At 47.6% G+C, this 24,473-nt stretch carries 22 protein-coding genes; 11 read left to right on the top strand and 11 right to left on the bottom strand.

Annotated elements, in window-relative coordinates; genetic code table 11:
- The 11 genes from POREN0001_RS07235 (at window position 1) to POREN0001_RS07285 (ending at window position 13,758) form a co-directional block, all read left to right on the top strand.
- Window positions 1-2,217, top strand: coding sequence for a S9 family peptidase (locus POREN0001_RS07235; protein WP_004334479.1), 2,217 nt, complete (start codon window positions 1-3; stop codon window positions 2,215-2,217).
- Window positions 2,218-2,279: 62 nt separating this feature from the next.
- Window positions 2,280-3,584 (top strand): phosphoribosylamine--glycine ligase, encoded by a 1,305-nt coding sequence (gene purD / locus POREN0001_RS07240; RefSeq protein ID WP_224208874.1) that lies wholly within the window; start codon window positions 2,280-2,282, stop codon window positions 3,582-3,584.
- A gap of 158 nt (window positions 3,585-3,742) precedes the next feature.
- Window positions 3,743-4,723, top strand: coding sequence for a DUF6427 family protein (locus POREN0001_RS07245; protein ID WP_004334563.1), 981 nt, complete (start codon window positions 3,743-3,745; stop codon window positions 4,721-4,723).
- A 118-nt stretch (window positions 4,724-4,841) separates the two neighbouring features.
- Window positions 4,842-5,795 carry a glucosaminidase domain-containing protein gene (locus POREN0001_RS07250; RefSeq protein WP_040581266.1) on the top strand — a complete coding sequence of 318 codons (954 nt, stop codon included), beginning with the start codon at window positions 4,842-4,844 and terminating at the stop codon, window positions 5,793-5,795.
- Between the two features lie 16 nt (window positions 5,796-5,811).
- Window positions 5,812-6,978: an AIR synthase related protein gene (locus POREN0001_RS07255; RefSeq protein ID WP_040581304.1), complete on the top strand. Its 1,167-nt coding sequence runs from the start codon at window positions 5,812-5,814 to the stop codon at window positions 6,976-6,978.
- Window positions 6,979-8,067: a peptide chain release factor 1 gene (gene prfA / locus POREN0001_RS07260; RefSeq protein WP_004334461.1), complete on the top strand. Its 1,089-nt coding sequence runs from the start codon at window positions 6,979-6,981 to the stop codon at window positions 8,065-8,067.
- 44 nt (window positions 8,068-8,111) lie between these two features.
- A complete protein-coding gene (gene pyrF, locus POREN0001_RS07265; protein WP_004334597.1) occupies window positions 8,112-8,942 on the top strand; it encodes an orotidine-5'-phosphate decarboxylase in 831 nt (276 codons plus the stop codon).
- Between the two features lie 28 nt (window positions 8,943-8,970).
- Window positions 8,971-10,023 carry a UDP-3-O-(3-hydroxymyristoyl)glucosamine N-acyltransferase gene (gene lpxD / locus POREN0001_RS07270; protein WP_004334452.1) on the top strand — a complete coding sequence of 351 codons (1,053 nt, stop codon included), beginning with the start codon at window positions 8,971-8,973 and terminating at the stop codon, window positions 10,021-10,023.
- The gene (locus POREN0001_RS07275; RefSeq protein ID WP_004334624.1) at window positions 10,005-11,384 is read left to right on the top strand and encodes a bifunctional UDP-3-O-[3-hydroxymyristoyl] N-acetylglucosamine deacetylase/3-hydroxyacyl-ACP dehydratase; all 1,380 of its coding nucleotides are present in this window, start codon (window positions 10,005-10,007) and stop codon (window positions 11,382-11,384) included. Before lpxD ends, POREN0001_RS07275 begins: the two co-directional genes overlap by 19 nt.
- Window positions 11,385-11,400: 16 nt before the next feature.
- Window positions 11,401-12,192, top strand: coding sequence for an acyl-ACP--UDP-N-acetylglucosamine O-acyltransferase (gene lpxA / locus POREN0001_RS07280; RefSeq protein ID WP_004334601.1), 792 nt, complete (start codon window positions 11,401-11,403; stop codon window positions 12,190-12,192).
- A 39-nt stretch (window positions 12,193-12,231) separates the two neighbouring features.
- The gene (locus POREN0001_RS07285; protein ID WP_004334610.1) at window positions 12,232-13,758 is read left to right on the top strand and encodes a bifunctional ADP-dependent NAD(P)H-hydrate dehydratase/NAD(P)H-hydrate epimerase; all 1,527 of its coding nucleotides are present in this window, start codon (window positions 12,232-12,234) and stop codon (window positions 13,756-13,758) included.
- Here POREN0001_RS07285 and POREN0001_RS07290 read toward each other — a convergent pair.
- The 11 genes from POREN0001_RS07290 to POREN0001_RS07340 all read right to left on the bottom strand — a co-directional run bounded on the left by POREN0001_RS07290 (window position 13,755) and on the right by POREN0001_RS07340 (window position 24,284).
- Window positions 13,755-14,084, bottom strand: a complete 330-nt coding sequence (locus POREN0001_RS07290) for a hypothetical protein (protein ID WP_004334558.1) — start codon at window positions 14,082-14,084, stop codon at window positions 13,755-13,757. The genes POREN0001_RS07285 and POREN0001_RS07290 overlap by 4 nt on opposite strands.
- Before the next feature lie 366 nt (window positions 14,085-14,450).
- Window positions 14,451-15,044 carry a hypothetical protein gene (locus POREN0001_RS09105; protein WP_004334528.1) on the bottom strand — a complete coding sequence of 198 codons (594 nt, stop codon included), beginning with the start codon at window positions 15,042-15,044 and terminating at the stop codon, window positions 14,451-14,453.
- Between the two features lie 129 nt (window positions 15,045-15,173).
- Window positions 15,174-15,770, bottom strand: a complete 597-nt coding sequence (locus POREN0001_RS09110) for a hypothetical protein (RefSeq protein WP_004334537.1) — start codon at window positions 15,768-15,770, stop codon at window positions 15,174-15,176.
- A 153-nt stretch (window positions 15,771-15,923) separates the two neighbouring features.
- The gene (locus POREN0001_RS09115) at window positions 15,924-16,520 is read right to left on the bottom strand and encodes a hypothetical protein (protein ID WP_052296705.1); all 597 of its coding nucleotides are present in this window, start codon (window positions 16,518-16,520) and stop codon (window positions 15,924-15,926) included.
- Between the two features lie 153 nt (window positions 16,521-16,673).
- Window positions 16,674-17,273, bottom strand: a complete 600-nt coding sequence (locus tag POREN0001_RS09120; protein ID WP_004334534.1) for a hypothetical protein — start codon at window positions 17,271-17,273, stop codon at window positions 16,674-16,676.
- Between the two features lie 154 nt (window positions 17,274-17,427).
- Entirely contained in the window at window positions 17,428-18,021 is a 594-nt protein-coding gene (locus POREN0001_RS09125; RefSeq protein WP_052296706.1) for a hypothetical protein, read from the bottom strand.
- A gap of 154 nt (window positions 18,022-18,175) precedes the next feature.
- Complete coding sequence (locus POREN0001_RS09130; RefSeq protein ID WP_115321353.1) at window positions 18,176-18,769, bottom strand: hypothetical protein; 594 nt, start codon at window positions 18,767-18,769, stop codon at window positions 18,176-18,178.
- 106 nt (window positions 18,770-18,875) lie between these two features.
- Window positions 18,876-21,212: a zinc-dependent metalloprotease gene (locus POREN0001_RS07325; protein WP_040581275.1), complete on the bottom strand. Its 2,337-nt coding sequence runs from the start codon at window positions 21,210-21,212 to the stop codon at window positions 18,876-18,878.
- Window positions 21,213-21,272: 60 nt separating this feature from the next.
- Window positions 21,273-21,740: a PAAR-like protein gene (locus tag POREN0001_RS07330; protein WP_052296707.1), complete on the bottom strand. Its 468-nt coding sequence runs from the start codon at window positions 21,738-21,740 to the stop codon at window positions 21,273-21,275.
- Between the two features lie 18 nt (window positions 21,741-21,758).
- Window positions 21,759-22,397, bottom strand: a complete 639-nt coding sequence (locus POREN0001_RS07335) for a hypothetical protein (RefSeq protein ID WP_040581277.1) — start codon at window positions 22,395-22,397, stop codon at window positions 21,759-21,761.
- 105 nt (window positions 22,398-22,502) lie between these two features.
- Window positions 22,503-24,284, bottom strand: coding sequence for a phage baseplate assembly protein V (locus tag POREN0001_RS07340; RefSeq protein ID WP_224208839.1), 1,782 nt, complete (start codon window positions 24,282-24,284; stop codon window positions 22,503-22,505).
- Window positions 24,285-24,473: the final 189 nt, after the last annotated feature.

A 24,473-nucleotide genomic window follows, 5' to 3' on the forward strand; every position in this document is an offset into this window, starting at 1 on the left:
ATGAGAAACAGAACTCTGCATACCCTATTTCTCGCCACCCTGCTTACCGGGAGTGCAATCTACGGCTATGCACAAGATGCCCAAGGGCTCTATAGTCTGGAGGAGGTAACCCCGGGAGGGCAAAAGTTCATCAGCAACTACTACCCCAAATATATCCCTCGCTTGCAATGGATAGGAGACCGTTGTACCTATCTAGAGGGGGATAAACTGATGGAAAGCAATGCCAAAGAGCAAAGCCCCAAGGTATTACTTACTGTTAGTGAGATACAAAACCTAATCACAGGAGAGGATCTCCTACACATGTATCATGGGCAACTACCCCATTACTACCCCATTGAGGGAGAGCCATCTCTCCTTGCGGTGCAAACATGGCGTGCCATTTACATTATAGACCTTTCTCAGAAAAAGCTTCTTCGCAGCCTTTCGCTCCAGAGCCAAGGGGATACTGCCGATGAGCTTGTAGAGCTATCGCCCGATGCCAAGTGGCTTATCGCAAGAAGCAGCGATGGCACTCTTTACATGCAGCAACTAGAGGAGGCAGGGAGAGACAAGCGCACACAACGCCTCGTTATCGCCCAAAACGAAGGGGATACAATCGTCTATGGGGAGTCTGTCCATCAGCGTGAGTTTGGTATAGAGAAAGGGATCTTCTGGAGCCCCAATGGCAGCAAAGTTGCCTTCTACCGCATGGATCAATCCATGGTAGCTCCCTATCCTTTGGTAGACATCACCCCACACAAGGCAAAAGAGGTGCCTGTGCGTTACCCCATGGCTGGCGAGCCCTCACACCACGTTACCCTGGGAGTATTCGATCGCACTACGGGGCAAACGGTCTATATGCAGACGGGAGGCGACCCCGAGCACTACCTTACCAACATTGCTTGGGATCCCGACAATCGTTCGCTCTACATTGCCGAAGTGAATCGGGGACAGAACCACAACGAAGTCAATCGCTACGATGCCCAATCGGGAGCTAGGCTTGCCACTCTGTTTGTGGAGGATGACCCCAAATACATTGAGCCGCAATCTCCCATGATTTTCCTCCCCACCAACGATGGTCGTTACCTCTGGCTCTCTCGCAAAGATGGCTACAATCACTTCTATCTGGGCTCTACCCGTAAAGCAAACTCTCTACAACAAATTACAAGAGGAGAGTGGGAGGTGACAGAATTCAAGGGCTTCTCTCAAGACGGCAAGACCATCTTTTTTGAGGCAACAGCGGCTTCTCCTCTAGAGACTCGTCTCTACAGCATCGGCATTAATGGCAAAAATTTTGTAGACCTAACCCCCATAGAGGGAGTACACCGCACAAGCCTCAACGCCTCTAAGACAGCGTTTATAGATACCTATTCGTCCCCCTCTACACCTCGTATCAGCCGCATCGTTAGCACGAAGGGAAAGGAAGAAAAACAACTACTCAAAGCGGAAGATCCCACAAAAAATGCCATCATGCCCGAGATTACGCTAGGTACTCTTACGGCACGCGATGGCAAAACCACACTGCACTATCGCCTCCTCAAACCGATTAACTTCGACCCGAACAAAAAGTACCCGACCATCATTTACGTTTATGGCGGTCCGCACGCTCAACTTGTGACCAAAGACTGGTTAGCCGGAGCCGGCGGCTGGGATGTGTATATGGCACAGCAGGGCTACGTCGTCTTCACCCTCGACAATAGAGGGAGTGCTCGCCGTGGGCGCGACTTTGAGCAGGTGATTCACCGCCAAGTAGGGACGGCCGAAATGGACGACCAAATGCGTGGAGTGGAGTTCCTACAAAAGCAACCTTGGGTAGATACCGAGCGTATGGGTGTCTACGGATGGAGCTTTGGAGGCTTTATGACTACTAACCTGATGCTCACCCATAGCGACGTTTTCAAAGTAGGTGTAGCAGGAGGCCCTGTAATGGACTGGAGCCGTTACGAAGTAATGTACGGCGAACGCTACAACGATACTCCGCAAGAAAACCTCGAAGGGTACCAACAAAACAACCTCACACTCCGTGCCGGCGACCTCAAGGGACGCCTCCTTCTCATCCATGGTACCGTAGACAATGTGGTACTTTGGCAGCACGCACAAGCCTTTGTACAAGCATGTATTAACCAGCGTACATACCCCGATTGCATGTATTACCCGGGACACGAACACAACGTACTGGGTAAAGATCGCGTACATCTAAACCAAACAATAACAAGATACTTCCAAGATCACCTATGAGCAAGATATATTATATCCCACAAGATGAGGAGCAAAAAGACCTCCTCCAATTAGATTCGATTATGCAAGAAAAACGAGCTAGCGAACGCCTCATCGTACTGCTCCTAGGCTCCGGGGGGCGCGAGTCTGCCATGGCTTGGCGCATTGCCACCTCTCCCGAGGTAGAGCAACTCTACATTGCCCCAGGCAATGGAGGGAGCGAAAACTACGGCATCAATGTACCGGAACTCTCGGGCAAAGACTTTGACGCAATCGCAGACTTTATTGCAAGTCATGGGGTCAACCTCTTGGTTTCCGGCCCCGAAGAGCCCCTTGTACAGGGCATTGCCGACTATTTTGCCGAGCGCAAAGAAGACTTCCCTCACCTCATGGTCGTAGGGCCCAATGCCCAAGGAGCACAGTTGGAGGGGAGCAAAGACTTTAGCAAAGCCTTTATGCAACGCTACGGCATCCCAACGGCAAGTTACCGCACCTTTTCAGCCAACGAAAAGAGTGAAGCCGTAGCCTATCTGCAAACCCTGCATCCTCCCTTTGTGCTCAAAGCCGATGGTTTGGCAGCCGGTAAGGGGGTACTTATTGTTCCCACACTAGAGGAGGCTGCCAAAGGCTTCGACGACCTTGCCGAAGGCATTTGGGGGAGTAAGGGACAAAAAATAGTCATTGAAGAGTTCCTACAAGGCATTGAATGCTCCATATTTGTGGCAACCGATGGGCTCAATTATAAGGTACTCCCCGCAGCTAAAGACTACAAACGTATTGGCGATGGCGACATGGGACCCAATACGGGTGGGATGGGGTCTGTTAGCCCCGTACCTTTTGCCGACGAGGCTTTTATGGAAAAGGTACGCCAACGTATCATAGAACCAACCCTACAAGGGCTGCGAGATGAACATATAGAGTACCGTGGATTTATCTTCCTCGGGCTAATGAATGTAAAGGGCGATCCCTATGTTATTGAGTACAATTGTCGCCTAGGAGACCCTGAGACGGAGACTGTAATGCTCCGCATCTCTAGCGATGTAGCTCTTCTCCTCAAGGCTATAGCAAACGGCACACTCGACGAATACACATTGAGCGAAGACCCTCGCCCTGCCGCTAGTGTAATGCTCGTCTCCCGAGGCTACCCCGGAAGCTACAAAAAGGGGTACGAGATCACACTCCCCGATCCTCCCCACGACACTTGCCTCTTCCATGCCGGCACGCGTAAACTAGACGGCAAGATTGTAACCGATGGAGGGCGAGTACTCTCTGTAAGCTCTTATGGAGCAACCCCCGAAGCCGCCCTCAAACGGTGCTACACCATAGCCCAGCAGGTGCTATTCGAAGGGAAGAATTACCGTCACGATATTGGGCAAGATCTTCTCTAAGTAAGATACAAAGCTCCCTATCCCCTCTCTAATAAAAGTATGGGGGTAGGGACTTTGCTATATATATTAGGATACTTCTAGTAAGATACTCCCCCCTTCCCTATACAGTACACTCTCCCTAGGCTTATACTTCGGATCGCCGTCTCTTACTCCTTTAGATGCAGTACAATACCTCTCCCTCCCCCGGCAAAATGCGAGGAGCCTTGCCACTCTCCTTTCTCCTAATCCTAGGGGCAGTGGTAGCTATCACTCTCCTTTTTACTCCCTCGCAGCTCTCCTTTTGGATGATGGAGACTCCCCTAGAAGTTCCCGGATGGGCTCTTTCTGTAGGAGCAGGAGTACTCATCATCCTAGCCTGCCTACTCGTACGATTTCTCACAAATAGCTTTGTCCTTTGTAACGAAGTAGACCGCCGCTGGTGTACCTTGCTGGCAACTCTTCTTTTTCTACTCTACCCCTCCGCTTGGAGCTCTAGCACGGCTCTCCTCACTCTCTTACCCTACCTCGGGATTGTCTTCAACCTCTACAATAGTTACCGACATCCCGATCACCCTCTAGACCTCACGACTGCCGGAGTATTTATGGGCTTGGGAGTATTACTTTACCCCCCATTTATAGCCCTACTGCCCCTGATCCTTTTCACAGCCATTGACCTCCGTGCCCTCTCTTTGCGTAGCAGTATCGGCTTTTTCTTGGGACTTATTAGCATCTTTATTATTGCTACCCCTATTGTATTGTACAGCGAGCGTCTTCCCCATCTACAGCAGGCACTACAAGAGATAGTCACCCCTCGCCCCATCTGGCAAGAGGGCAATATGTTACCTCCTCCCCTACTCATAGCCGTAGCAGTTAGTACCTCTCTCTACGCTATCGCTACATTATTTGGCGTAATACGCTTGGGTGAAAAGAAAGTGCGAGTACGCCAACTTATGGCAGCACAGATGCGCCCGGCACTCATGCTTCCTCTGGGGATTTTTTATTCACAGCACCTCGTTGGGCTTTCGCTCCTGAGCCTCATCCCGGCCTCTATGGTCATGGTTCTTGCCTTCCCAGCCCACGAGCGTAAGGTACGCTCCTTCTGGCTCATTGTACTCATCCTCAGCCTCCTTGTTGTTTGGAGTCTGCCATTCTTCCCATAGCCCCTCTACTCTTCTCTAAGAGAAAGCCCCTCTGTCTCGGATAGGTAGCCGCAGAAGCCGACGATGGCAAATCCGCGGCAAAATTGTACCTTTGTAGAGATAAGATACGAAACAGGCAATGCGAGCAAACCAGTTATTACGCGGGGTCATAGTGCTACTATTCTCCCTCACTTCCTTACCACTCCTGTATGGACAGCGCATGAATGCCGCCTATCAAGCCTATATTCGTAAGTATGCCAACGAAGCCATACTCCAGATGAAGCGGCACAAAATACCCGCAAGTATCACAATCGCACAGGGGTTGCTCGAGTCGAACGCAGGAGCAAGCACGCTAGCAAGTGTGCACAACAATCACTTTGGTATCAAGTGCCACAAATCTTGGCAAGGCAATAGAGCCTATAAAGACGACGATGAAATGGGAGAATGCTTCCGCAGTTACGACTCTCCATTAGACTCCTATACCGATCACTCCTACTTCTTGCAACAACCTCGCTACAAGTCTTTGTTTCAGCTTTCGCTGGACGATTATCAAGGATGGGCCAAGGGATTGCAAAGGTGTGGATACGCCACGGACAAAGGATATGCCAATAAACTTATTGCTCTTGTAGAGCTTTATAGTTTGTACGAACTCGACCGAGAGGCCTCCCCCTCATGGATGAGAGGGAAAGCATCATCGCCCTCCTCCACTCGGGAGAAGAAGCGAGAAAAGCAAACGACTCCCAAGGCCCCCCAAAAACGAACCCAGTACAATTGCTACGGACTTGAGTACGTGTTGGCAGAAGAGGGAGACTCCTTTGCAACAATAGCTCGCGACGTAAACATTGATGAAGAGAAGCTGGCAACTTTCAACGACGCCACTGTAGACTTCCCCCTCAAAAAGGGAGATGTGATATATCTACAACGCAAAAACAAACATGGAGATAGCACTCCGGATCATGTGGTGAGCGTAGGAGAGTCTATGCACAGCATCTCACAACTCTACGGCATTCGCGTAGAGTATCTCTACAAAATCAATGGTTTAGATATAGAGAGTTACGTGCCTCTAGAGGGAGATGTACTCCGGCTTTGGTAAAACGACAATCAGCACTATGAGCAACGAACGATACATGCAACGTGGCGTCTCTGCGAGTAAAGAAGACGTACACAATGCAATCAAAAATGTAGACAAGGGGCTATACCCTCAGGCATTTTGCAAGATCATCCCCGACCTCTTGGGTGGGGACCCCGACTATTGCAACCTAATGCATGCCGACGGAGCCGGTACAAAGTCTTCTCTTGCTTACATCTATTGGCGCGAAACCGGCGACCTCTCCGTTTGGAAAGGGATAGCCCAAGACGCCCTCGTAATGAACCTCGACGACCTCCTCTGCGTAGGAGCAACCGACAACATTTTGCTCTCCTCCACCATCGGGCGCAACAAGTCTCTCATCCCGGGAGAGGTGATTGCAGAAATCATCAATGGTACAGAAGAGCTACTAGAGAACCTCCGCCAGCTAGGCGTAGGCATCTACTCCACAGGAGGAGAAACAGCAGATGTGGGCGACCTCGTACGTACCATTATAGTGGATAGTACCGTAACCTGCCGAATGCGCCGCAGTGATGTCATAGACAATGCACGCATTGCCGGTGGAGACGTAATAGTAGGGCTGGCTTCCTATGGTCAAGCCTCCTATGAACACCAATACAACGGCGGAATGGGGAGCAATGGGCTTACCTCTGCTCGCCACGACGTCTTAGGGAAATATCTTGCAGAGCGATTCCCTGAGAGCTTCGATGCTGCCATCCCTCAAGACCTTGTCTACAGTGGGTCTCGTTCTCTCTTAGAACCTGTGGAGGGTACACCTCTTAATATGGGACAATTGATACTCTCTCCGACTCGCACCTATGCTCCCGTAGTGGCTGCTGTGCTCCGAGAGCTTCGCCCCCAAATACATGGTATGGTACATTGTACCGGGGGTGCACAGACCAAGGTACTCCACTTCGTTCGAGGGAAGCATGTCGTAAAAGACAATCTTTTACCCGTACCCCCACTCTTCCGTATCATTGCAGAAGAGAGTGGCGCCTCGGGAGAAGAGCTCTATAAAGTATTCAACATGGGGCATCGCCTAGAGTTTTACGTACCTCAGGAGGTGGCTAGCGATGTTATCGCCATCAGTCAGAGTTTCGGTATCGAAGCCCAAATAATAGGGCATGTAGAAGACGCGGCAACGAATAGTCTCACCATACAATCGCCCTACGGCACTCTACGCTACTAAATGAACGAAGAGAAACTATTACTACACCTCCAGAACCTCGAAGCCCGATTCGAAGAGGTTGCTTTGCTCATCACAGACCCCTCTGTAATAGCGGACGATAAGCGTTTTGTGCGTCTCAGCAAAGAGTATCGCCGTCTAGAGGAGTTGCACCAAGCCCACGAGGAATACAATCGCCTCAAACTCAATCGCCAGGAAGCGATGGAGCTACTCAATGGGACAGATGATGAGGAGATGAAGGCTCTTGCCAAAGAGGAAATTGCCTTTGCCGACGAGCAATGCCCTCAATTGCAAGAAAAAATTGCCCTATTGCTCCTACCCGATGACCCCGAAGATGGGAAGAATGCCATCATGGAAATCCGTGCAGGTACGGGGGGAGACGAAGCCGCTCTATTCGCCCGTGACCTCTTTAAAATGTACACTCGCTTTGTAGAGGGGCTCGGCTGGCGTGTAGAGGTGAGTAGCTATACCGAGGGCACCCTTGGTGGGTACAAAGAGATCGTTTTCTCCGTAACGGGAGATAATGCCTATGGCACCCTCAAGTACGAGTCCGGTGTGCATCGCGTGCAACGCGTACCTGAGACCGAGGCTCAAGGACGCATCCACACTTCGGCTGCCACGGTTGCTGTATTCCCAGAAGCCGACGAGTTTGATGTAGAAATAAAGGAGAGCGATCTACGTATTGACACCTTTTGCTCCAGCGGTGCAGGGGGGCAATCTGTAAACACGACCTACTCGGCGGTGCGTATCGTACACGTACCTACCGGGATTACCGTGCAGAGCCAAGACGAGCGTTCACAGCTCAAAAACAAAGCAAAAGCCCTCACAGAGCTGCGTAGCCGCATCTACAATCTAGAGCATCAGAAGTACCTCGATGAGGTTGCCTCCCGCCGTAAAACGATGGTATCAACCGGCGATAGAAGTGCTAAAATACGGACCTATAATTATCCACAAGGCAGGCTAACCGACCACCGAATCGGGCTCACTCTGTACAACCTACAAGCCGTGCTCGATGGTGACCTAAAGCCCATTATCGATGCCCTCTCTGTGACAGAAAATAGCGAACGATTGCAGGAAGCTGCCCTTAGCTAATCCCCGACTCCTATTATTCAAAAGGCATGTAATACATAGTTGCAATGACTAGACAAGAACTCATAGAAAACATAAAGCGGAAACGCTCCTTCCTCTGTGTAGGACTCGATACAGACCTCCGAAAGATACCCGAGCACCTCATGCGCACGGAAAATCCCATGCTCACCTTCAATCGTGCCATCATTGATGCCACCGCGGGCTCTTGTGTAGCATACAAGCCCAACGTAGCGTTTTACGAATCCATGGGAGCCTTTGGAGTGCAAGTATTGGAGCATACAGTGGCTTACATACGCGAGCAATACCCCGATCAATTCATCATCATAGACGGTAAGCGAGGAGACATAGGCAACACCGGTATGCACTACGCTCGCTCTTCCTATGAGTACCTAAAAGCCGATGCGCTTACCGTGGCTCCTTATATGGGACAGGATAGCGTAAAACCTTTTTTGGAGTACAAGGATAAGTGGGTTGTACTACTTGCTCTTACCTCCAATCAGGGGGCTAGCGACTTCCAACTGACCAAAAACGAAGAGGGAGACTTCTTCTTTGAGCAAGTGCTCAAGACCAGCAGCCAATGGAGTGACGACGAGCATATGATGTACGTAGTGGGGGCAACCCAAGCCGAGTACCTGCAACGCGTGCGCAACATTGTTCCTAATCATTTTCTTTTAGTGCCGGGCATCGGCGCACAAGGTGGGGATTTTGACCAACTCATAGAGCATGGTATGACGCCGGAGTGTGGCCTCCTCGTAAATTCTTCCCGAGGGATTCTCTATGCCGATAGTTCTGAGCATTTTGCATCTGCCGCAGCCAACGAGGCAGAGAACCTCCGCCGCAAAATGGAGACGGCTCTAATCAAACAAGGAATCATATAAGCCCTAGTCTTAAGAGGGAAATAGAGTTATGCAGTTTACACTACAGAGTATTGCCACATTGCTGGGAGGTACTATTGAGGGAGATCCCCAAGCTATAGTATCCTCATTTGGACGTATAGAAGAGGCCATTGAGGGGCAACTCACCTTTCTTGCCAACCCAAAATACGAACCCCATATCTACACAACCCGAGCAACGGCTACTCTCGTTTCTGATCACTTTAGCCCCTCGGCTCCCGTCACTACCAACTTAATACGCGTTGCCGATCCCTATGCCGCTCTAGCTCAATTGATGCAATTGGCAACAGAAGAGATAGCTCCACGCTACGAAGGCGTAGCTAGTGAAGCCTTTATCCACCCCTCCGTAGAGCTTCCCAAGCACTGCTACATTGCTCCTTTTTCCTACATTGCCGAGGGGGTAACCTTAGGCGAAGGCTGCTCCGTTTACCCATATACATACATCGGTAAGGGATGCAAGATTGGCGAAGGGAGTACCCTCTATCCCCATGTTACTATCTACCCGGGATGCGAGATAGGAGCACGCTGCACTCTCCATGCCGGAGCCGTAATCGGGGCTGATGGATTCGGCTTTGCTCCCTCCGAGGAGGGGTACAAGAAAATCCCCCAATTAGGCAATGTAGTCCTTGCTGATGACGTAGAGATCGGTGCCAATACATGTATAGATCGTGCCGTAATGGGCAGTACAATCATCGGTAAAGGAGCCAAACTCGACAACTTAGTACAGGTAGCACACAACTGCTCCGTAGGCGAGCACACGGTAATGGCAGCCCAAGGCGGCATGGCAGGTTCTTCCCACATAGGGTCCTGGTGTCGCACAGGTGGGCAGATTGGCATCGCCGGTCATGTTTCCGTAGGCAACCATGTTGATATGGGCGGCCAGACCGGTATCCTTGGCAATGTTGCGGACGGACGTAAACTCCTTGGCTCCCCGGCCATGGATCTCTCCACCGCAATGCGAGCCTACACCGTAGTGCCCAAATTGCCACAACTACTCAGAAGACTCGAAGAGCTCGAAGATAAAATCAACAAATTATCCTCCACCCCATGCAACAGCAAACACTAAATGAAGCCCTCCACTTCGAAGGGATAGGGCTCCACACAGGTCTCCAGATTACAATGACCCTACAGCCTGCTCCTATCAACACAGGATACCAAATCAGGCGTACCGATGTAGAGAATGCTCCTCTTATCCCGGCACTGGCAGAGCTGGTTTGCTCTACCGACCGCAGTACTGTACTCAAGAAGGGAGACCTCTCAGTAAGCACTATCGAACATACCCTGAGTGCCCTGTATGCCCTTGGAGTAGACAATTGTATTATAGAAGTTAATGCCCCTGAGTGCCCAATCCTCACGGGTAATTCTCAGCCCATTGTAGAGGCAATACAGCGAGTAGGTCTTGCCGAACAGAAGGCCGAACGCGAGTACTACATCATCAAAAAAAGGATGGAAGTAAGTGACCCTGATACGGGAGCTCGTATTATCCTCCTGCCCGATGACGAATTCGGTATTGATACACATATCTCGTACCCCTCGCCTCTTTTGGGCAATCAATTCGCCTCATACGACAGCCATACAGACTATGCTTCGGAGATTGCTCCGGCTCGTAGTTTTGTCTTTGTTCGCGAGCTTCTCCCCCTCATTCAGAAGGGGCTGATACAAGGCGGGCAGCTATCGAATGCTCTCGTTATCAACGACAGAGAGCTAAGCAAAGAAGAGAAAGAAGAGCTAGGGAAAGTACTACCTCAGGGGACAGAAATACCCACTACAATAGGATTCCTCAACCCCAATGAAGCGCTATCCGGAGAGCCGGCTCGACACAAACTCCTCGACATCATAGGAGACCTTGCTCTCGTAGGGAAATTCATCCGTGGGCACGTTTTGGCCTACAGCCCCGGGCATGGCATCAACAATAAGATGGCACGCCTCCTGCGCAAAGAGATCAAACAGATCGAAGCCCAAGCCCCGGTATATGATCCCGATAAGGAGCCCATACTTGATATAAATTGCATCAAAGAATTGCTCCCTCACCGCTATCCCTTCCTCCTTGTAGATAAAATTATCGAGATCGGGCAAGATAGTATCGTAGGGGTAAAAAGCGTATCGGGCAATGAGCCTTTCTTTGTGGGGCATTTCCCCAACGAACCTGTAATGCCCGGAGTACTCATCGTAGAAGCCATGGCACAGACGGGAGGATTACTCGTCCTTAGTGCTATGGAAGAGGGAGGCGATTTCTCCACTTACTTCTTAAAAATCAACAATGTAAAATTCCGCCAGAAGGTTGTTCCCGGCGATACCCTAGTATTCCGTCTGCGCATGATGAGCGAGATAATACGAGGGATTGCCAACATGCGCGGTCTTGCTTATGTAGGAGAAAAACTCGTATGCGAGGCTGAGTTTATGGCACAGATCGTAAAGAACAACTAACTTTCTTTCCTATAAAATGAACACAACCACCATACACCCCACAGCCCTTGTTGCCCCCGAGGCTAAACTAGCCGACGGAGTACAAATAGACGCCTTTGCCATAGTAGAAGGAAATGTAGAGATAGGAGAGGGAACTCATATCCACAGCCATGCTATCATACGCAGTGGTGCTCGTATAGGGGCACACTGCGAGATCCATCCGGGAGCTGTGATAGCGGGAGTTCCCCAAGACCTAAAATTCCAAGGAGAGGAGACCCTTGCCTATATAGGGGACTACACAACCATCCGCGAATATGCTACAGTCAATCGAGGGACAGCCTCCCGTGGTTATACCAAAATCGGAGACCATTGTCTCATCATGGCATACAGCCACATTGCCCACGACTGTGTACTACAAAATCATATCATTATAGGGAATGCCTCTCAAATAGCAGGAGAAGTGGAGATTGACGACTATGCTATACTAAGCGGAAGTGTACTCGTACATCAGTTTGGTCGCATCTCACAGCACGCAATGATACAGGGGGGAAGCCGTGTTACCAAAGACATCCCTCCCTACACCTTAATCGGTCGTGATCCCATTGTGTACTGCGGCATCAATATCGTAGGACTGCGGCGTAGAGGATTCTCCAATGAGCAAATTTTTCTCATTAACGACGTATATCGCACCCTCTACCAACGTGGACTTAACAATACAGAAGCCATTGCCACTATCGAAGAGGAGATCCCGGCCTCTCCTGAGCGTGACTTGATTCTCAATTTTATTCGCTCTTCGGAGCGAGGTATTGTACGGGGGAGTATGGACTAAAGCCTCAGCCCTCTCCTCTCTAGCCTTTGGTACAGTTATATGATAAAGATATTCTCCGGCGAAGAAATTAACGCCCTCTATACGCACACCATACAGCACGAGGGGTTACCTCTCCTCACTCTTATAGAAAATGCAGCAACCAAGCTCGCCGAAGAGTTTTTGCATGTTTATAAGAATTGTGGACGCCCCATTGTTTGTATTGCCGGGAATGGTGATAATGGAGCCGACGCCCTAGCTCTCTCCCTTGAGCTTGCGAGTAACAACTATGCGGTCTCGGTCTTTTTGATCCAAGGGAAGCAGTCTCTTTCCTCCGCATGTGAGACTATGAGGAATCGCGTTGCCAATCACCCCAATATCAAACTACAAGAGGTAATTAGTGGCAAAATTGAGTTCCCCGTATTAACGCCCAAGCATATCGTTATTGATGGTCTCTTCGGTACAGGACTCAATCGCACCCCGGACGGAGCTTATAGAAGCATCATACAATACATCAATCAATCGCAGTGCGAGGTTATATCCATAGACCTTCCCTCGGGCTTGTATCCCAGCGAAAATCTTATGGTAGACCGTGATGCCATTATCAAAGCTACCTATACCTATACTCTAGAGTACCCCAAGCGTTGTTTCTTTTTTGCAGAAAATGCTCCCTTCATTGGGCATCCCAGTGTCATACAACTTGGGTTGAGTAGTAGCGGTAAAGACAACCTACCTACGCGCCACTATCTGATTGAGGAGAATACGCTAGCTACGATATTCCGCCGTCGCGATCGCTTCGCACACAAGGGGCTTTTTGGTCATGGACTACTCATTGCAGGCTCTCAAGGGAAAATGGGCGCAGCGATACTTGCCAGCAAAGCGGCTCTTAGGAGTGGTATCGGCAAGCTTACCTGCCATATACCCTACCGCGGAGAGACGGCCTTGCAGGCGGCAGTACCCGAGGCCATGCTCGACCTTGACGTGAACAGCAATATCACGACAATGGTAGACAACCTACGGCAGTACGATGTGATTGCCATAGGCCCCGGACTGGGGCAAGAAGAGGAGACAGCCGAGATGCTCATCGACCTATTCTCCAATGCAAGTGACAAGACTTTTGTGATAGATGCCGATGCTCTCAACTTGATTGCACGCCATAAGTCGTTACTCGATCTCGTGCCCAAAGACAGCATTCTCACCCCTCATGCAGGCGAATTTGACCGACTTACAACCCATTGGGATACGGACGAAGAACGCCTTGAGCAGGCTACCTACTTTGCTCGTACACACGGACTAAATATTATCTTAAAGGGTGCTTATTCCACCACGTGTACCCCTGCCGGGAGCATCTACTTCAATAGTAAGGGCAACCCGGGTATGGCAACAGCAGGCAGTGGCGATGTGCTCACAGGGATTATCCTAGCCCTACTGGCGCAAGGGTACGACCCCTCTACGGCGGCAGTACTCGCCAACTATTTCCATGGGGAAGCGGGCGACCTCTTTGCAGCTAGGTCTAGCGAAACGGCCCTCATTGCCTCCGATATTATTGACAACCTCCCGGAGGTATTCAAAAGCTTCGAAGACCGCTAACGGGCTCTAAATAGGAAACGAAACCACGCAAAGCGACCTCTTCTACTTAGGTAGGATAGGTCGTTTTGGTATTTATACGCCTCTCGCTCAAAAGAGATATTGCGATAGGCATTACCTGGGAGGAGCAAGCGCAGGAGCCACTCCAAGAGATACCATATATAGAAAGGGATGTAAAGCATCTCTCGCATCTGGGCAGAATGGATTTTTTCGTGATTGAGGGTATAGGATGAAAGTTCCGCAGCCTCCCGACGTACACAGAGTACCCCAAAAAGATTCATGGCGGTAAATCCTCGAAAAGGGATATAGGAACTACGAATAATACGCATACGAAGCCTTCTCTCTCTAATTCAAGACACAAAGGTACAATATCACCACATCCTATCCATAAAATCAAGGACAACAGGAACCTTTATCAAGAGCGATGGGGATATGAAGTAGAGGGGGCGGGGATTCCAGGCAGGAGAGGAGGGGAGGATTTTTCGCCCAAGAAGTTTTCTTTTTCTACCTGAAAAGTCTCTTCCATTCTAGCTGAATTTTTGAGAAATCCTACCCTAGAAATTTTCAAATCTAGGGCAAGAGCGAAAAATATTTCACCCTCAGATGCAACAAATCCTATCTCAGTTCGTCTTATGGATAAAGGGCTCTAAGCGAGAGCCCAAACAGAGAAGAAAGTATGAAACAGAATAAGAGAACTATTCATATCTCATTTCAAACGTCTTCTCTTTGGTAAATTCTCCCGTCTCTCCATCTACGATATAGGTAGTAATCCACATCATAAATCGAGGTTCAATCACGATTTTCCAATATGATCGCTCTCCTGTCGCTTGTTTCGGAACATAGCGTATCTGCACATACTTTATGATTTCTCGATAGAACTCCCCCGTAGTGGGCAAGACCTCTTTTTCGGTAATCTTGTTCTCTCCGGTCTCTCGGTTAAACCACCCCTCTTTTTCCAGAAGCTCGACGATGTCCTTCGGCTTGATCTTCCCGAACTTCTTGTCTTCGTCCACCACCTTGATGGGATTACCGGCCTCGTCGTATTCTTCACGGATACCAATTACTACATCGCCCAATAGAGCTATTTTTTTTCCCATTGTTCCACTTGTATAGAACCATTTATGTATTTGATAAAACTCCCTTGCCGGAACATACTCATCATAAAAGGGGCCACTTGCCAACATATGTGTTTTCTCCAATATCCATCCATCTTGCTCTGTGATAACATCAATAGTTCCATTCTTCGTCGCTTCGAAATCATATCGCTCGACTTCTCCCTGTTGTAGCATGATTGTATCCCTCTTTATCAATTGTTTACTAAGGGGCTGTGCACAACCTACTACTGGGACAAAGCAAAGTAGGAAGATAATTAATGTTGTCCTTTTCATTGCCTAGCTAAGTCTTATGTTCATGGGATGCTACTCGTATTTCATGACGAATTTCTCTTCTTTAGTAAATTCGCCTGTATCTCCATCAACGACATAGATCGTGGTGTACCCCCAAAAACGGGGATTGATACGAATCCTCCAATGTGCACGCCCCGTCCGGGAGCGTTCCTGGGGAATATAAGTTATCCGCGTATACTTTATGATTGCCCGATAGAACACTCCCGTAGTGGGCAAGACCTCTTTTTCGGTAATCTTGTTCTCACCGGTCTCTCGATTAAACCATTCCTCCTTTTCTAGAAGCTCGACGATGTCCTTCGGCTTGATCTTCCCGAACTTCTTGTCTTCGTCCACCACCTTGATGGGATTACCGGCCTCATCGTACTCTTCATAGATTCCAATTGCTACCCCACCGAGCAATACTATCTTACTTCTCATCGTTCCACTTGGGTAGAACCATTTATGTATTTTGTAGAAATCCTTTGCCGGTGCATACTCATTATAGAAAGGTCCACTTGGCCACATTGATGATTTCTCTATTAGCCAGCCGTCCTGCTCGACAATGGCAGCATCTGTTCCGTTCTTTGTCGCTTCGAAATCATATCGCTCGACTTCTCTCTGTTGTAGCATAGTTGTATCCTTTTTTGTTGGCTGTTTACTAGAGTACTGTGCACACCCTGCCATTGGAAGGAAACATAAGAGAAAAGTTGTTATTGCTATTCTTTTCACGACTCTATCTGAGTTTATATTCATTGCATACCACCATTGACGAGAGGATGGAGGCTACTCGTATTTCATTACGAACTTCTCTTCCTTAGTGAATTCGCCTGTATCTCCATCAACGACATAGATCGTGGTGTGCCCCAAAAAACGGGGATTGATGCGAATCCTCCAATGTGCGCGCCCCGTCTGGGAGCGTTCCTGGGGAATATAAGTTATCCGAGTATATTTTATGATTTCTCGGTAGAACTCTCCCGTAGTGGGCAAGACCTCTTTTTCGGTAATCTTGTTCTCTCCGGTCTCTCGATTAAACCATCCCTCCTTTTCTAGAAGCTCGACGATGTCCTTCGGCTTGATCTTCCCAAACTTCTTGTCTTCGTCCTCCACCTTGATAAGATTACCCCCTCTATCGTACTCTTCATAGATTCCAATTGCTACCCCACCGAGCAATACTATCTTACTTCTCATCGTTCCACTCGGATAGAACCATTTATGTATTTTGTGGAAACCCTTTGCCGGAGCGTACTCATTATAAAAAGGTCCACTTTCCCACATGTGTGATTTCTCTATCAGCCAGCCGTCTTGCTCGACAATGACAGCATCTGTTCCATTCTTTGTCGCTTCGAAATCATATCGCTCGACTTCTCTCTGTTGTAGCATAATCGTATCCTTTTTTGTTGGTTGTTTTCCGATAGTCTGCGCACAACCTACTACTGGGAGAAAGCAAAGTAGGAAGGTAATTAATGTCGCCCTTTTCATTGCCTACCGAAGTCTTATGTTCATGGGATGCTACTATTGGGAAGAGGATAGAGGCTACTCGTATTTCATGACGAATTTCTCTTCTTTAGTAAATTCACCAGTATCTCCATCAACGACATAGATTGTGGTGTGCCCCAGAAAACGGGGATTGATGCGAATCCTCCAATGTGCGCGCCCCGTCTGGGAGCGTTCCTGGGGAATATAAGTTATCCGAGTATATTTTATGATTTCCCGATAGAACACCCCCGTAGTGGGCAAGACCTCTTTTTCAGTAATCTTGTTCTCTCCGGTCTCTCGGTTAAACCACCCCTCTTTTTCTAGAAGCTCGACGATGTCCTTCGGCTTGATCTTCCCGAACTTCTTGTCTTCGTCCACCACCTTGATGAGACTACCGATCTCGTCGTATTCTTCGTAAATACAGATTGGGACACGCCCAAATGACCTGCCCTTAGAATGAAGACTTCCATTAGGATAAAAAGTTTTACCCACAACATAAAAGTCATGGGCAGGACTATATTCTGCGCTCCGAGCTCCACGATCATCTAGCTTACTTAGTGTGATTAGCCAGTCTTTTTCAAGAAAACCAACTTCACCAATTCCATACCTTTGGGCGGAAACGGAGTCATATTTTTCGACTTCTCTCTGTTGTAGCATAGTTGTATCCCTCTTTATCAATTGTTTACTAAGGGGCTGTGCACAACCCACTATTGGGACAAAGCAAAGTAGGAAGGTAATTAATGTTGTCCTTTTCATTGTCTACCTAAGTCTTATATTCATGGGATGCTACTATTGAGAAGAGGATAGAGGTTCATTCCTCCCTCATTTCAAACGTCTTCTCCTTGGTAAATTCTCCCGTCTCTCCATCTACGATATAGGTAGTAATCCACATCATAAATCGAGGTTCAATCGCGATTTTCCAATATGCTCGCTCTCCTGTCGCTTGTTTCGGAACATAGCGTATCTGCACATACTTTATGATTTCTCGATAGAACACCCCCGTAGTGGGTAAGACCTCTTTTTCGGTAATCTTGTTCTCACCGGTCTCTCGATTAAACCATCCCTCCTTTTCTAGAAGCTCAACGATGTCCTTCGGCTTGATCTTCCCGAACTTCTTGTCTTCATCCACCACCTTGATGAGATTACCGGCCTCGTCATATTCTTCATAAATGCCGATTACAACGCCTCCAAAAAGAGATGTTTTTCGTCTCATTATCCCATTTGGATAGAACTTTTTTTGGATCTTGTAAAAATCTTTTGCCGGTGCATACTCATCGTAAAGAGCACCATCTTCCCACACTGAACCTTTTTCTATTCTCCATCCATCTTCCTCTGTGACAACATCAATAGTTCCATTCTTCGTCGCTTCGAAATCATACCGCTCGACTTCTCTCTGTTGCAGCATAATTGTATCCTTTTTTGTTGGTCGTTTTCCGATAGTCTGCGCACAACCTACTACTGGGACAAAGCAAAGTAAGAAGATAATTAATGTTGTCCTTTTCATTGCCTACCTAAGTCTTATGTTCATGGGATGCCGCTATTGAGGAGGGGATAGAGGTTCATTCTTCTCTCATTTCAAACGTCTTCTCTTTGGTAAATTCTCCCGTCTCTCCATCTACGATATAGGTAGTAATCCACATCATAAATCGAGGTTCAATCACGATTTTCCAATATGATTTCTCTCCTGTCGCTTGTTTCGGGACATAGCGTATCTGCACATACTTTATGATTTCTCGGTAGAACACCCCCGTAGTGGGCAGGACCTCTTTTTCGGTAATCTTGTTCTCTCCGGTCTCTCGGTTAAACCATCCCTCCTTTTCTAGAAGCTCAACGATGTCCTTCGGCTTGATCTTCCCAAACTTCTTGTCTTCGTCCTCCTCCTTGATAAGATTACCGGCCTCGTCGTATTCTTCACGGATACCAATTACAACATCGCCCAATAGAGCTATTTTTGTTCTCATTGTTCCGCTTGGGTAGAACCATTTATATATTTGATAAAACTCCTTCGCCGGAGCGTACTCATCATAAAAAGGGCCACTCGGCCACATTAATGATTTCTCCAATATCCATCCATCTTGCTCTGTGATAACATCAATAGTTCCATTCTTTGTCGCTTCAAAATCATATCGCTCGACTTCTCTCTGCTGTAGCATAGTTGTATCCTTTTTTGTTGGTTGTTTACTGGAAAACTGTGCACCCCCTGCCATTGGAAGGAGGCACAAGAGGAATATTATTACAGTTGTTTTCCTTTTCATCGCTCTATCTGAGTTTTATATTCATAGTGTGCCATTGCCAATGGAAGAAACTGTGCCGAGCAATACCCAAAAGATGGCTATAATCCATTATGTTGTCGGTCATTCCGTCTTCATAGATGTATTTGGCTCGTGACGTGCTCCCATCAAAGGTATGTGGAAGCCCTAAGGCGTGCCCCAATTCGTGAGCCGGTGTTGAGGGTATAGCAGAACTGAAACATACAGTAAACTTCTCCCCTAAAGAAAATCCATTACTTCCCGGACAACGATCCCCGATGAAGAAAATCTTGAAGCAGTTATCATATTTCTCTTCCGTTGCTTGGAGAAGGAATTTTTTCAAATCATTTTTCTTGTCAGGATCAATTGATGTGTATGCTCCTTGAACTGTTGTATCCTGAATACAGCAGGCAAGATAGTCTGCATCCGTTACTTTGGTTGTCTCATCAACCAAATCCAGTTCTACAGTTGTGATTTCCGGAATAACATATGCCTGCCCAAGGTATTTCTTCAATATATCAGACTTAGAGGTGTCATCTTTTGCTATTCCAGAACGTGGTTTGCCTCCATTTATTTTTGTTTTTACATTAAAGAACACCACGTTAATCTTCCGCTGATGCAGCAGATCGTTGGGGAAGATATACACCGCTCCACAGAGGTGTTCATCCTCTGAGTCTTTTGCTTTGGCATATACCTCAAACCACAGCGGTTTGGAAAATTCTTTCAAGCATTTTATTTTGATGGTTTTAGTCATATCGGGAGTCTCTCCTGTTTCCGAAGGAGGAGAGATATCTTCGTAAGGAGCTGCAGCACCATTGATGGTCATATAGCCTTCGGATAAAGCAGCGGGATTGTCAAACCGGTAAATAAGTTTTTCCGGCTTTTCCCTAACCGAGATATGTAGGCTCAGCTCCGCCTCTACATCTTTTCGGATAGTCATATAGGGGATATGGTACTTTTGCTCGTCCATATTTTTCATCAGGATACGGTAATAGTCAAGGCTATGATTGTGATACATCTGAGTATCTTTCTTAAACAGACTGTGTGTACTGGAGCTATTTCCATCCTGTACGATATACTCAACCATCTGCCCGCCTACAGTCTCCGAGGCGTAGTGATGCCCCATAATTTCGGCAAAGTCATGATCATTAGAGGGACGATTTAGAGTGTCGATCTTTTTTTCTAAGCGCTCACTTTCCTGAGAATACACTCCGTATCTTGACTGCAGATCGCCTTTTCTGAACCATGAGAATCCGAAATCCCCCTGATACTCAGGAGTTGGACGAAACTCCACCATACAATGTGCTTCGCCATAAATCTCCGGCTTAATTTGTCCACCAGCAGAAACCGCAACAGCTGTAGTCGATGGCGAGATCGGACTAATACGATTGGGCACGTAGGTCAACTGAGGGGTCGCATATACGATTGACTTGGTGACAACCTTTGTTGTATCCAGGCTTCCATCTTTGTTTTGGGGATACAGACCGGCATAACACTCTATCCGCTTGTCTGTGGCGTTGAAGAAAGAAGTTATACCTCGTGATATCCAAAACCATAATGCCCCTACACAAACTGCCGTATTGTCTTTTATTCTGACTTCTATCCTGACATTCCCAATTAATGTGGGAATTACATGTCCATACAATCCATGTGTCTGAATGTGTAGGAAGAGGGTTTCATTTTTACCCACCTGAGTTTCGGTACGTTGCTTGGAGGGCTTCCCAAATGAGATTTCTTCATCTACCCCCCAGCACACACTCATAATCTTTGGAGCTTGAGAGTCACTGCTCGTTACTTTAATATTCGACTGGAAATAATTCCTCTTCACGTCGTAACATTGAAATGGGAACGTCTGAGTTCTCGGCATTGGTGACGAATCTGAAAGCGAACGTTTCAAAAGTTGATCTATATCGGCTATCATCTTTTTCTTGAAATACATTCTTACCGGCTCATCCCGTTTCTCCATTGCAATTTCGTACGGAGTGCAATTGGCGGCGAGATCATCCGGGGAGCTTTGTATCAAGAATTCGATCCGAAAAGTGCCACCTGCCAGCTCTTCCGGGAATTTAAGCTTCGCTATTCGAACGTGTGGTAAATAAGTCGTATCTATCGGCATCCAACGCAAAAGCCCCTCTTCCAATTTGGGGACTTCGAGAGAACCGATAGAGATGTCCGGGAGATAGTGATCTATATTGAATATCTCGTCATAAAGATGACACCGTAATATCGTCTTATCTGTCTCCTCTATGGGCGCATCGAAAAACAGAGGAATGCGAACTTCCGTCTCTGCCTGTATCTCTTCGGGGAAGTGTATTCGTCTTAATACGCTCGGCCTTGGAGACTTCAAACTGCTCCCGATCTTTTCTTCGGGGGAATCTATTCGTCTTAATATCACTACACTATCCTCTCACCTTAAAGTTATCTGTTTGAATGCCTCTATCTGCTCTTCGTGCAAAGCCAACGAATCCCCCAAAGGATCCATGTCTCCCAGGAATTCTGATTGGACTTGTTTCAGATGTTCGATACCGGGCATGGCTACCTGCCCCTCATTGATAAACTCAATACAATTAGGGCATCCTAACGCGCATGTTCCTTTACTGGTTACGAGAAGAGGAGAAGCTACCCGATTAAATTTGATTTTATCAAAAGCTCCACTCCATTGGGTTATGGCGGGGACACATGGTTTGGGTGGGTACGTGCTGTTGCACATAGCAAACCCCGGGGGATAGAATACGTTCCCGAGATTCATTGTGTCGGCAATTGCTTTTGCTCCATTCATATGAGCACGATCGGGGACTAAGACAAGCAGCCGAGCCGGGGCTGTTCCGAACTTACAGGTACACAATGCTCCTTCTACAATAAATTTATCAGCCATAATCCATACTTTTTGGGGTCATAATATAGGGTCTCCGTCTAACATAGAAATTTCTATCTCGCGCTTATACACATCCATATCTTCTTGAAGTTTGAATTCTGCTTTAATGCCAACAAGCTCCCTTTTCGCAGATATATCACTCACGACACTCCCTCCCATGACTACATGAGACGGGGTTGGGAATGCTGGTTGAGCAATGTAAAGGCAAGTCCCTATGTCCTTCTTGTCAATTTCACAATAAAAACTATTCTTCTCCCCCTTCCGAGGGAAATTGTCGCAAGTATAGCAAAATGGAGACTCTGAGGCACAAGAAAAAAAGAGTTGTATGAAACTATCTCTTACCAATACACTCCGGAAGACCTCTTCCTCCTCAAGATACCCTTGTGACATTTCGATATACCTTCGAAAAGGAATGGTCGGGAAAGTGGAAAGAAGTTCTTTTGCCTTGTTTGTTCGACGTTCTTTTATTTCTTCGAAGTTTGTAATGCTGTCAATTTTCCCATCCAAAGTGATATTTAACTCTATCGGGTACAGACTCTCTCCAAGCTCAATCAGCAGCCTATTCGCAAGCAACGGTTTTACTTGCTCAATCTGAACATCACATCTTTTTTCGAGTAGGCATTTATACCCCTCCGACTTCGTCTCTACGAGTTCCATCAGGGTTTTACCTGTATAGCAAGTAAGTACCTTATCCGGCATTATTTGCCGAATTCGTGTAAGATACGCCCTGCGGGATGATTGGAGTAACGACATTTTTCGACTTTACTTAGAGATAAAAACATCTGTCCCACTCTCCATTGTGAGATCGGACTGAGAGGAAATGTCTGTCTTTCCTCCGGAAACAATCCGAATACGATTCGAAGACTCTTGCCGCATATCTCCTCCCGAATTAAGAGCTACATCTCCCATAGCTTTTGTATCTAAATTTCCACCAAGTGATAAAGCCATGTCCTCTTCAACCTTGATTTGTGTCTTTCCCCCGATAACGTGAGTAAAGTCTCCACCAGTACTTTGTTGAGTCCTCTTTCCGGACGATAAAAACATTTCATTCTGAGCTTCCATCACGATATCCTTAGCCGAAATTTTAATCTGTTCGGGAGCTGATATTTCTATATTTTTCCCTTTTGTATCCAAGTGGATAGCATTCCCTCCTTGGTCTTTGATGGTAATACTCCAATCTCCTTGTTCATCATCGTTGAACACAATGTGATGCCCACTGCGGGTAGAGATGCTTTTCAAATGGTTTTCCGTATCCCCACCCTTTCCGCTCTTTCCGTGGAAAAGACTTCCCATGACAAAGGGGCGGTGCGGATCACCATGCTCAAAGCCGATCATCACTTGGTCGCCCACCTCTGGGATTGTCACCCAACCGCGGTTGCTTGACACCTTGTCACTGCTACCCGCATCAGGAGTCTGGATCCTCAACCAATTGGTCGCGAGACTGAGCGGTTTCTGCCAATAAAATTGGACCTTCACTCGCCCCTGCCCTCGCGGGTCATTGTTGTCCGATACTATGGCGACCTCGGGATAGGCGATGAGCTTGTGCATGAAGCGTTCGGGAACATATTCGTACCGACTCGGCATCGCCATGAAATGATTACTGTAGTTCCCTCTCTTATCAACACGATGAATAATTTGGACTATACGATACTGCCCTAACCAAGGAACATCCATCTTGAGCGGGAAGAATATATTCACCAACCCTCCCAACTTGATACGGCAGGTGCGGGTCTCGCCCTCAATATTCATCATCCTCCCCGCAGCATCCGATCGCCGGTCACCCGCCATATCATAGATATGCGAATCGTAGTACACAGGAGTTCCAGCTTCCACCATACCTTTGTCTGGGAATAAATAGTCTGCTCTCTTCGTGATGGTATCAACCATCCAGTGCTGGTCATTACACTCGAAGCTTTCGGGAGTGCGCACAAATTGATCTTCCATCGGCAGATAACCATACCCGATATACTTCCGAGGAACAGCCGAAGAGTAGGTGCGCAGACTCGTCAAATCCTGATCCACGTAAAGATCCTCGGAGCTCGGGTCATCAGGAGTTCCAAAGAAGAGAGCCCGACCATCGTAGTAAAAAGGTTCTCCGTACGTATAGGAGAGCCGATTGAGAAACTCGAATTTACTCTCTCCATACTGCATAGCATAAGAAAGAAGCCCCTTATACTTAGGGTTACACTTGACATCAAGACGAGAGTCTTTAGTCGTCTGTACTACAATATCACTTAATGAACAATCAACAAAGGAGTTCATCGTTGCGGCACCATCCAGTTTGACCACATCGCCCTGACCAATGATACGCACCTTATTAGAGCGGTGCTTGCAGTCAGGATTGTCCGTAAAATCTTCCCACGAATCAATCTGCACATCGGTGACCCAACCCGAAAACTCATAGGGATGACTTCCATCCAAATGCTCCAAATAGATAAGGACACGAGAACCGATCATCTCGACCAATTCCCCGGGCTTGGCCTGCCACATCTCATCCTGTGAAAAATATTCCTTGACCACCTCAAAGTTGTGACAGGAATTCATCTTCTGCTTCAATATTAGAGATTCAAACAAAAACTCTTCCCCATCGAAACGAACCTTCGGTTTTACCGGATTGAGCGGTAAAACCCTCTTGCTTTCAGTGTCTTTCGTATATCCGTACCTCATAAGCTAATACCTTCTACTTTACAAAGATACCGATTCAAAGTTATTCAACGTAAGGATTGAAAGAAA

The sequence above is a fragment of the Porphyromonas endodontalis ATCC 35406 genome, assembly GCF_000174815.1.
GTDB lineage: Bacteria > Bacteroidota > Bacteroidia > Bacteroidales > Porphyromonadaceae > Porphyromonas > Porphyromonas endodontalis.

What these genes read in the sequence shown, in the direction of transcription:
- POREN0001_RS07235 (WP_004334479.1), top strand. Translation starts at nt 1, where the DNA reads ATGAGAAACAGAACTCTGCATACCCTATTTCTCGCCACCCTGCTTACC.
- purD (WP_224208874.1), top strand. Translation starts at nt 2,280, where the DNA reads ATGCAAGAAAAACGAGCTAGCGAACGCCTCATCGTACTGCTCCTAGGC.
- POREN0001_RS07245 (WP_004334563.1), top strand. Translation starts at nt 3,743, where the DNA reads ATGCAGTACAATACCTCTCCCTCCCCCGGCAAAATGCGAGGAGCCTTG.
- POREN0001_RS07250 (WP_040581266.1), top strand. Translation starts at nt 4,842, where the DNA reads ATGCGAGCAAACCAGTTATTACGCGGGGTCATAGTGCTACTATTCTCC.
- POREN0001_RS07255 (WP_040581304.1), top strand. Translation starts at nt 5,812, where the DNA reads ATGAGCAACGAACGATACATGCAACGTGGCGTCTCTGCGAGTAAAGAA.
- prfA (WP_004334461.1), top strand. Translation starts at nt 6,979, where the DNA reads ATGAACGAAGAGAAACTATTACTACACCTCCAGAACCTCGAAGCCCGA.
- pyrF (WP_004334597.1), top strand. Translation starts at nt 8,112, where the DNA reads ATGACTAGACAAGAACTCATAGAAAACATAAAGCGGAAACGCTCCTTC.
- lpxD (WP_004334452.1), top strand. Translation starts at nt 8,971, where the DNA reads ATGCAGTTTACACTACAGAGTATTGCCACATTGCTGGGAGGTACTATT.
- POREN0001_RS07275 (WP_004334624.1), top strand. Translation starts at nt 10,005, where the DNA reads ATGCAACAGCAAACACTAAATGAAGCCCTCCACTTCGAAGGGATAGGG.
- lpxA (WP_004334601.1), top strand. Translation starts at nt 11,401, where the DNA reads ATGAACACAACCACCATACACCCCACAGCCCTTGTTGCCCCCGAGGCT.
- POREN0001_RS07285 (WP_004334610.1), top strand. Translation starts at nt 12,232, where the DNA reads ATGATAAAGATATTCTCCGGCGAAGAAATTAACGCCCTCTATACGCAC.
- POREN0001_RS07290 (WP_004334558.1), bottom strand. Translation starts at nt 14,084, where the DNA reads ATGCGTATTATTCGTAGTTCCTATATCCCTTTTCGAGGATTTACCGCC.
- POREN0001_RS09105 (WP_004334528.1), bottom strand. Translation starts at nt 15,044, where the DNA reads ATGCTACAACAGGGAGAAGTCGAGCGATATGATTTCGAAGCGACGAAG.
- POREN0001_RS09110 (WP_004334537.1), bottom strand. Translation starts at nt 15,770, where the DNA reads ATGCTACAACAGAGAGAAGTCGAGCGATATGATTTCGAAGCGACAAAG.
- POREN0001_RS09115 (WP_052296705.1), bottom strand. Translation starts at nt 16,520, where the DNA reads ATGCTACAACAGAGAGAAGTCGAGCGATATGATTTCGAAGCGACAAAG.
- POREN0001_RS09120 (WP_004334534.1), bottom strand. Translation starts at nt 17,273, where the DNA reads ATGCTACAACAGAGAGAAGTCGAAAAATATGACTCCGTTTCCGCCCAA.
- POREN0001_RS09125 (WP_052296706.1), bottom strand. Translation starts at nt 18,021, where the DNA reads ATGCTGCAACAGAGAGAAGTCGAGCGGTATGATTTCGAAGCGACGAAG.
- POREN0001_RS09130 (WP_115321353.1), bottom strand. Translation starts at nt 18,769, where the DNA reads ATGCTACAGCAGAGAGAAGTCGAGCGATATGATTTTGAAGCGACAAAG.
- POREN0001_RS07330 (WP_052296707.1), bottom strand. Translation starts at nt 21,740, where the DNA reads ATGGCTGATAAATTTATTGTAGAAGGAGCATTGTGTACCTGTAAGTTC.
- POREN0001_RS07335 (WP_040581277.1), bottom strand. Translation starts at nt 22,397, where the DNA reads ATGGAACTCGTAGAGACGAAGTCGGAGGGGTATAAATGCCTACTCGAA.
- POREN0001_RS07340 (WP_224208839.1), bottom strand. Translation starts at nt 24,284, where the DNA reads ATGAATTCCTGTCACAACTTTGAGGTGGTCAAGGAATATTTTTCACAG.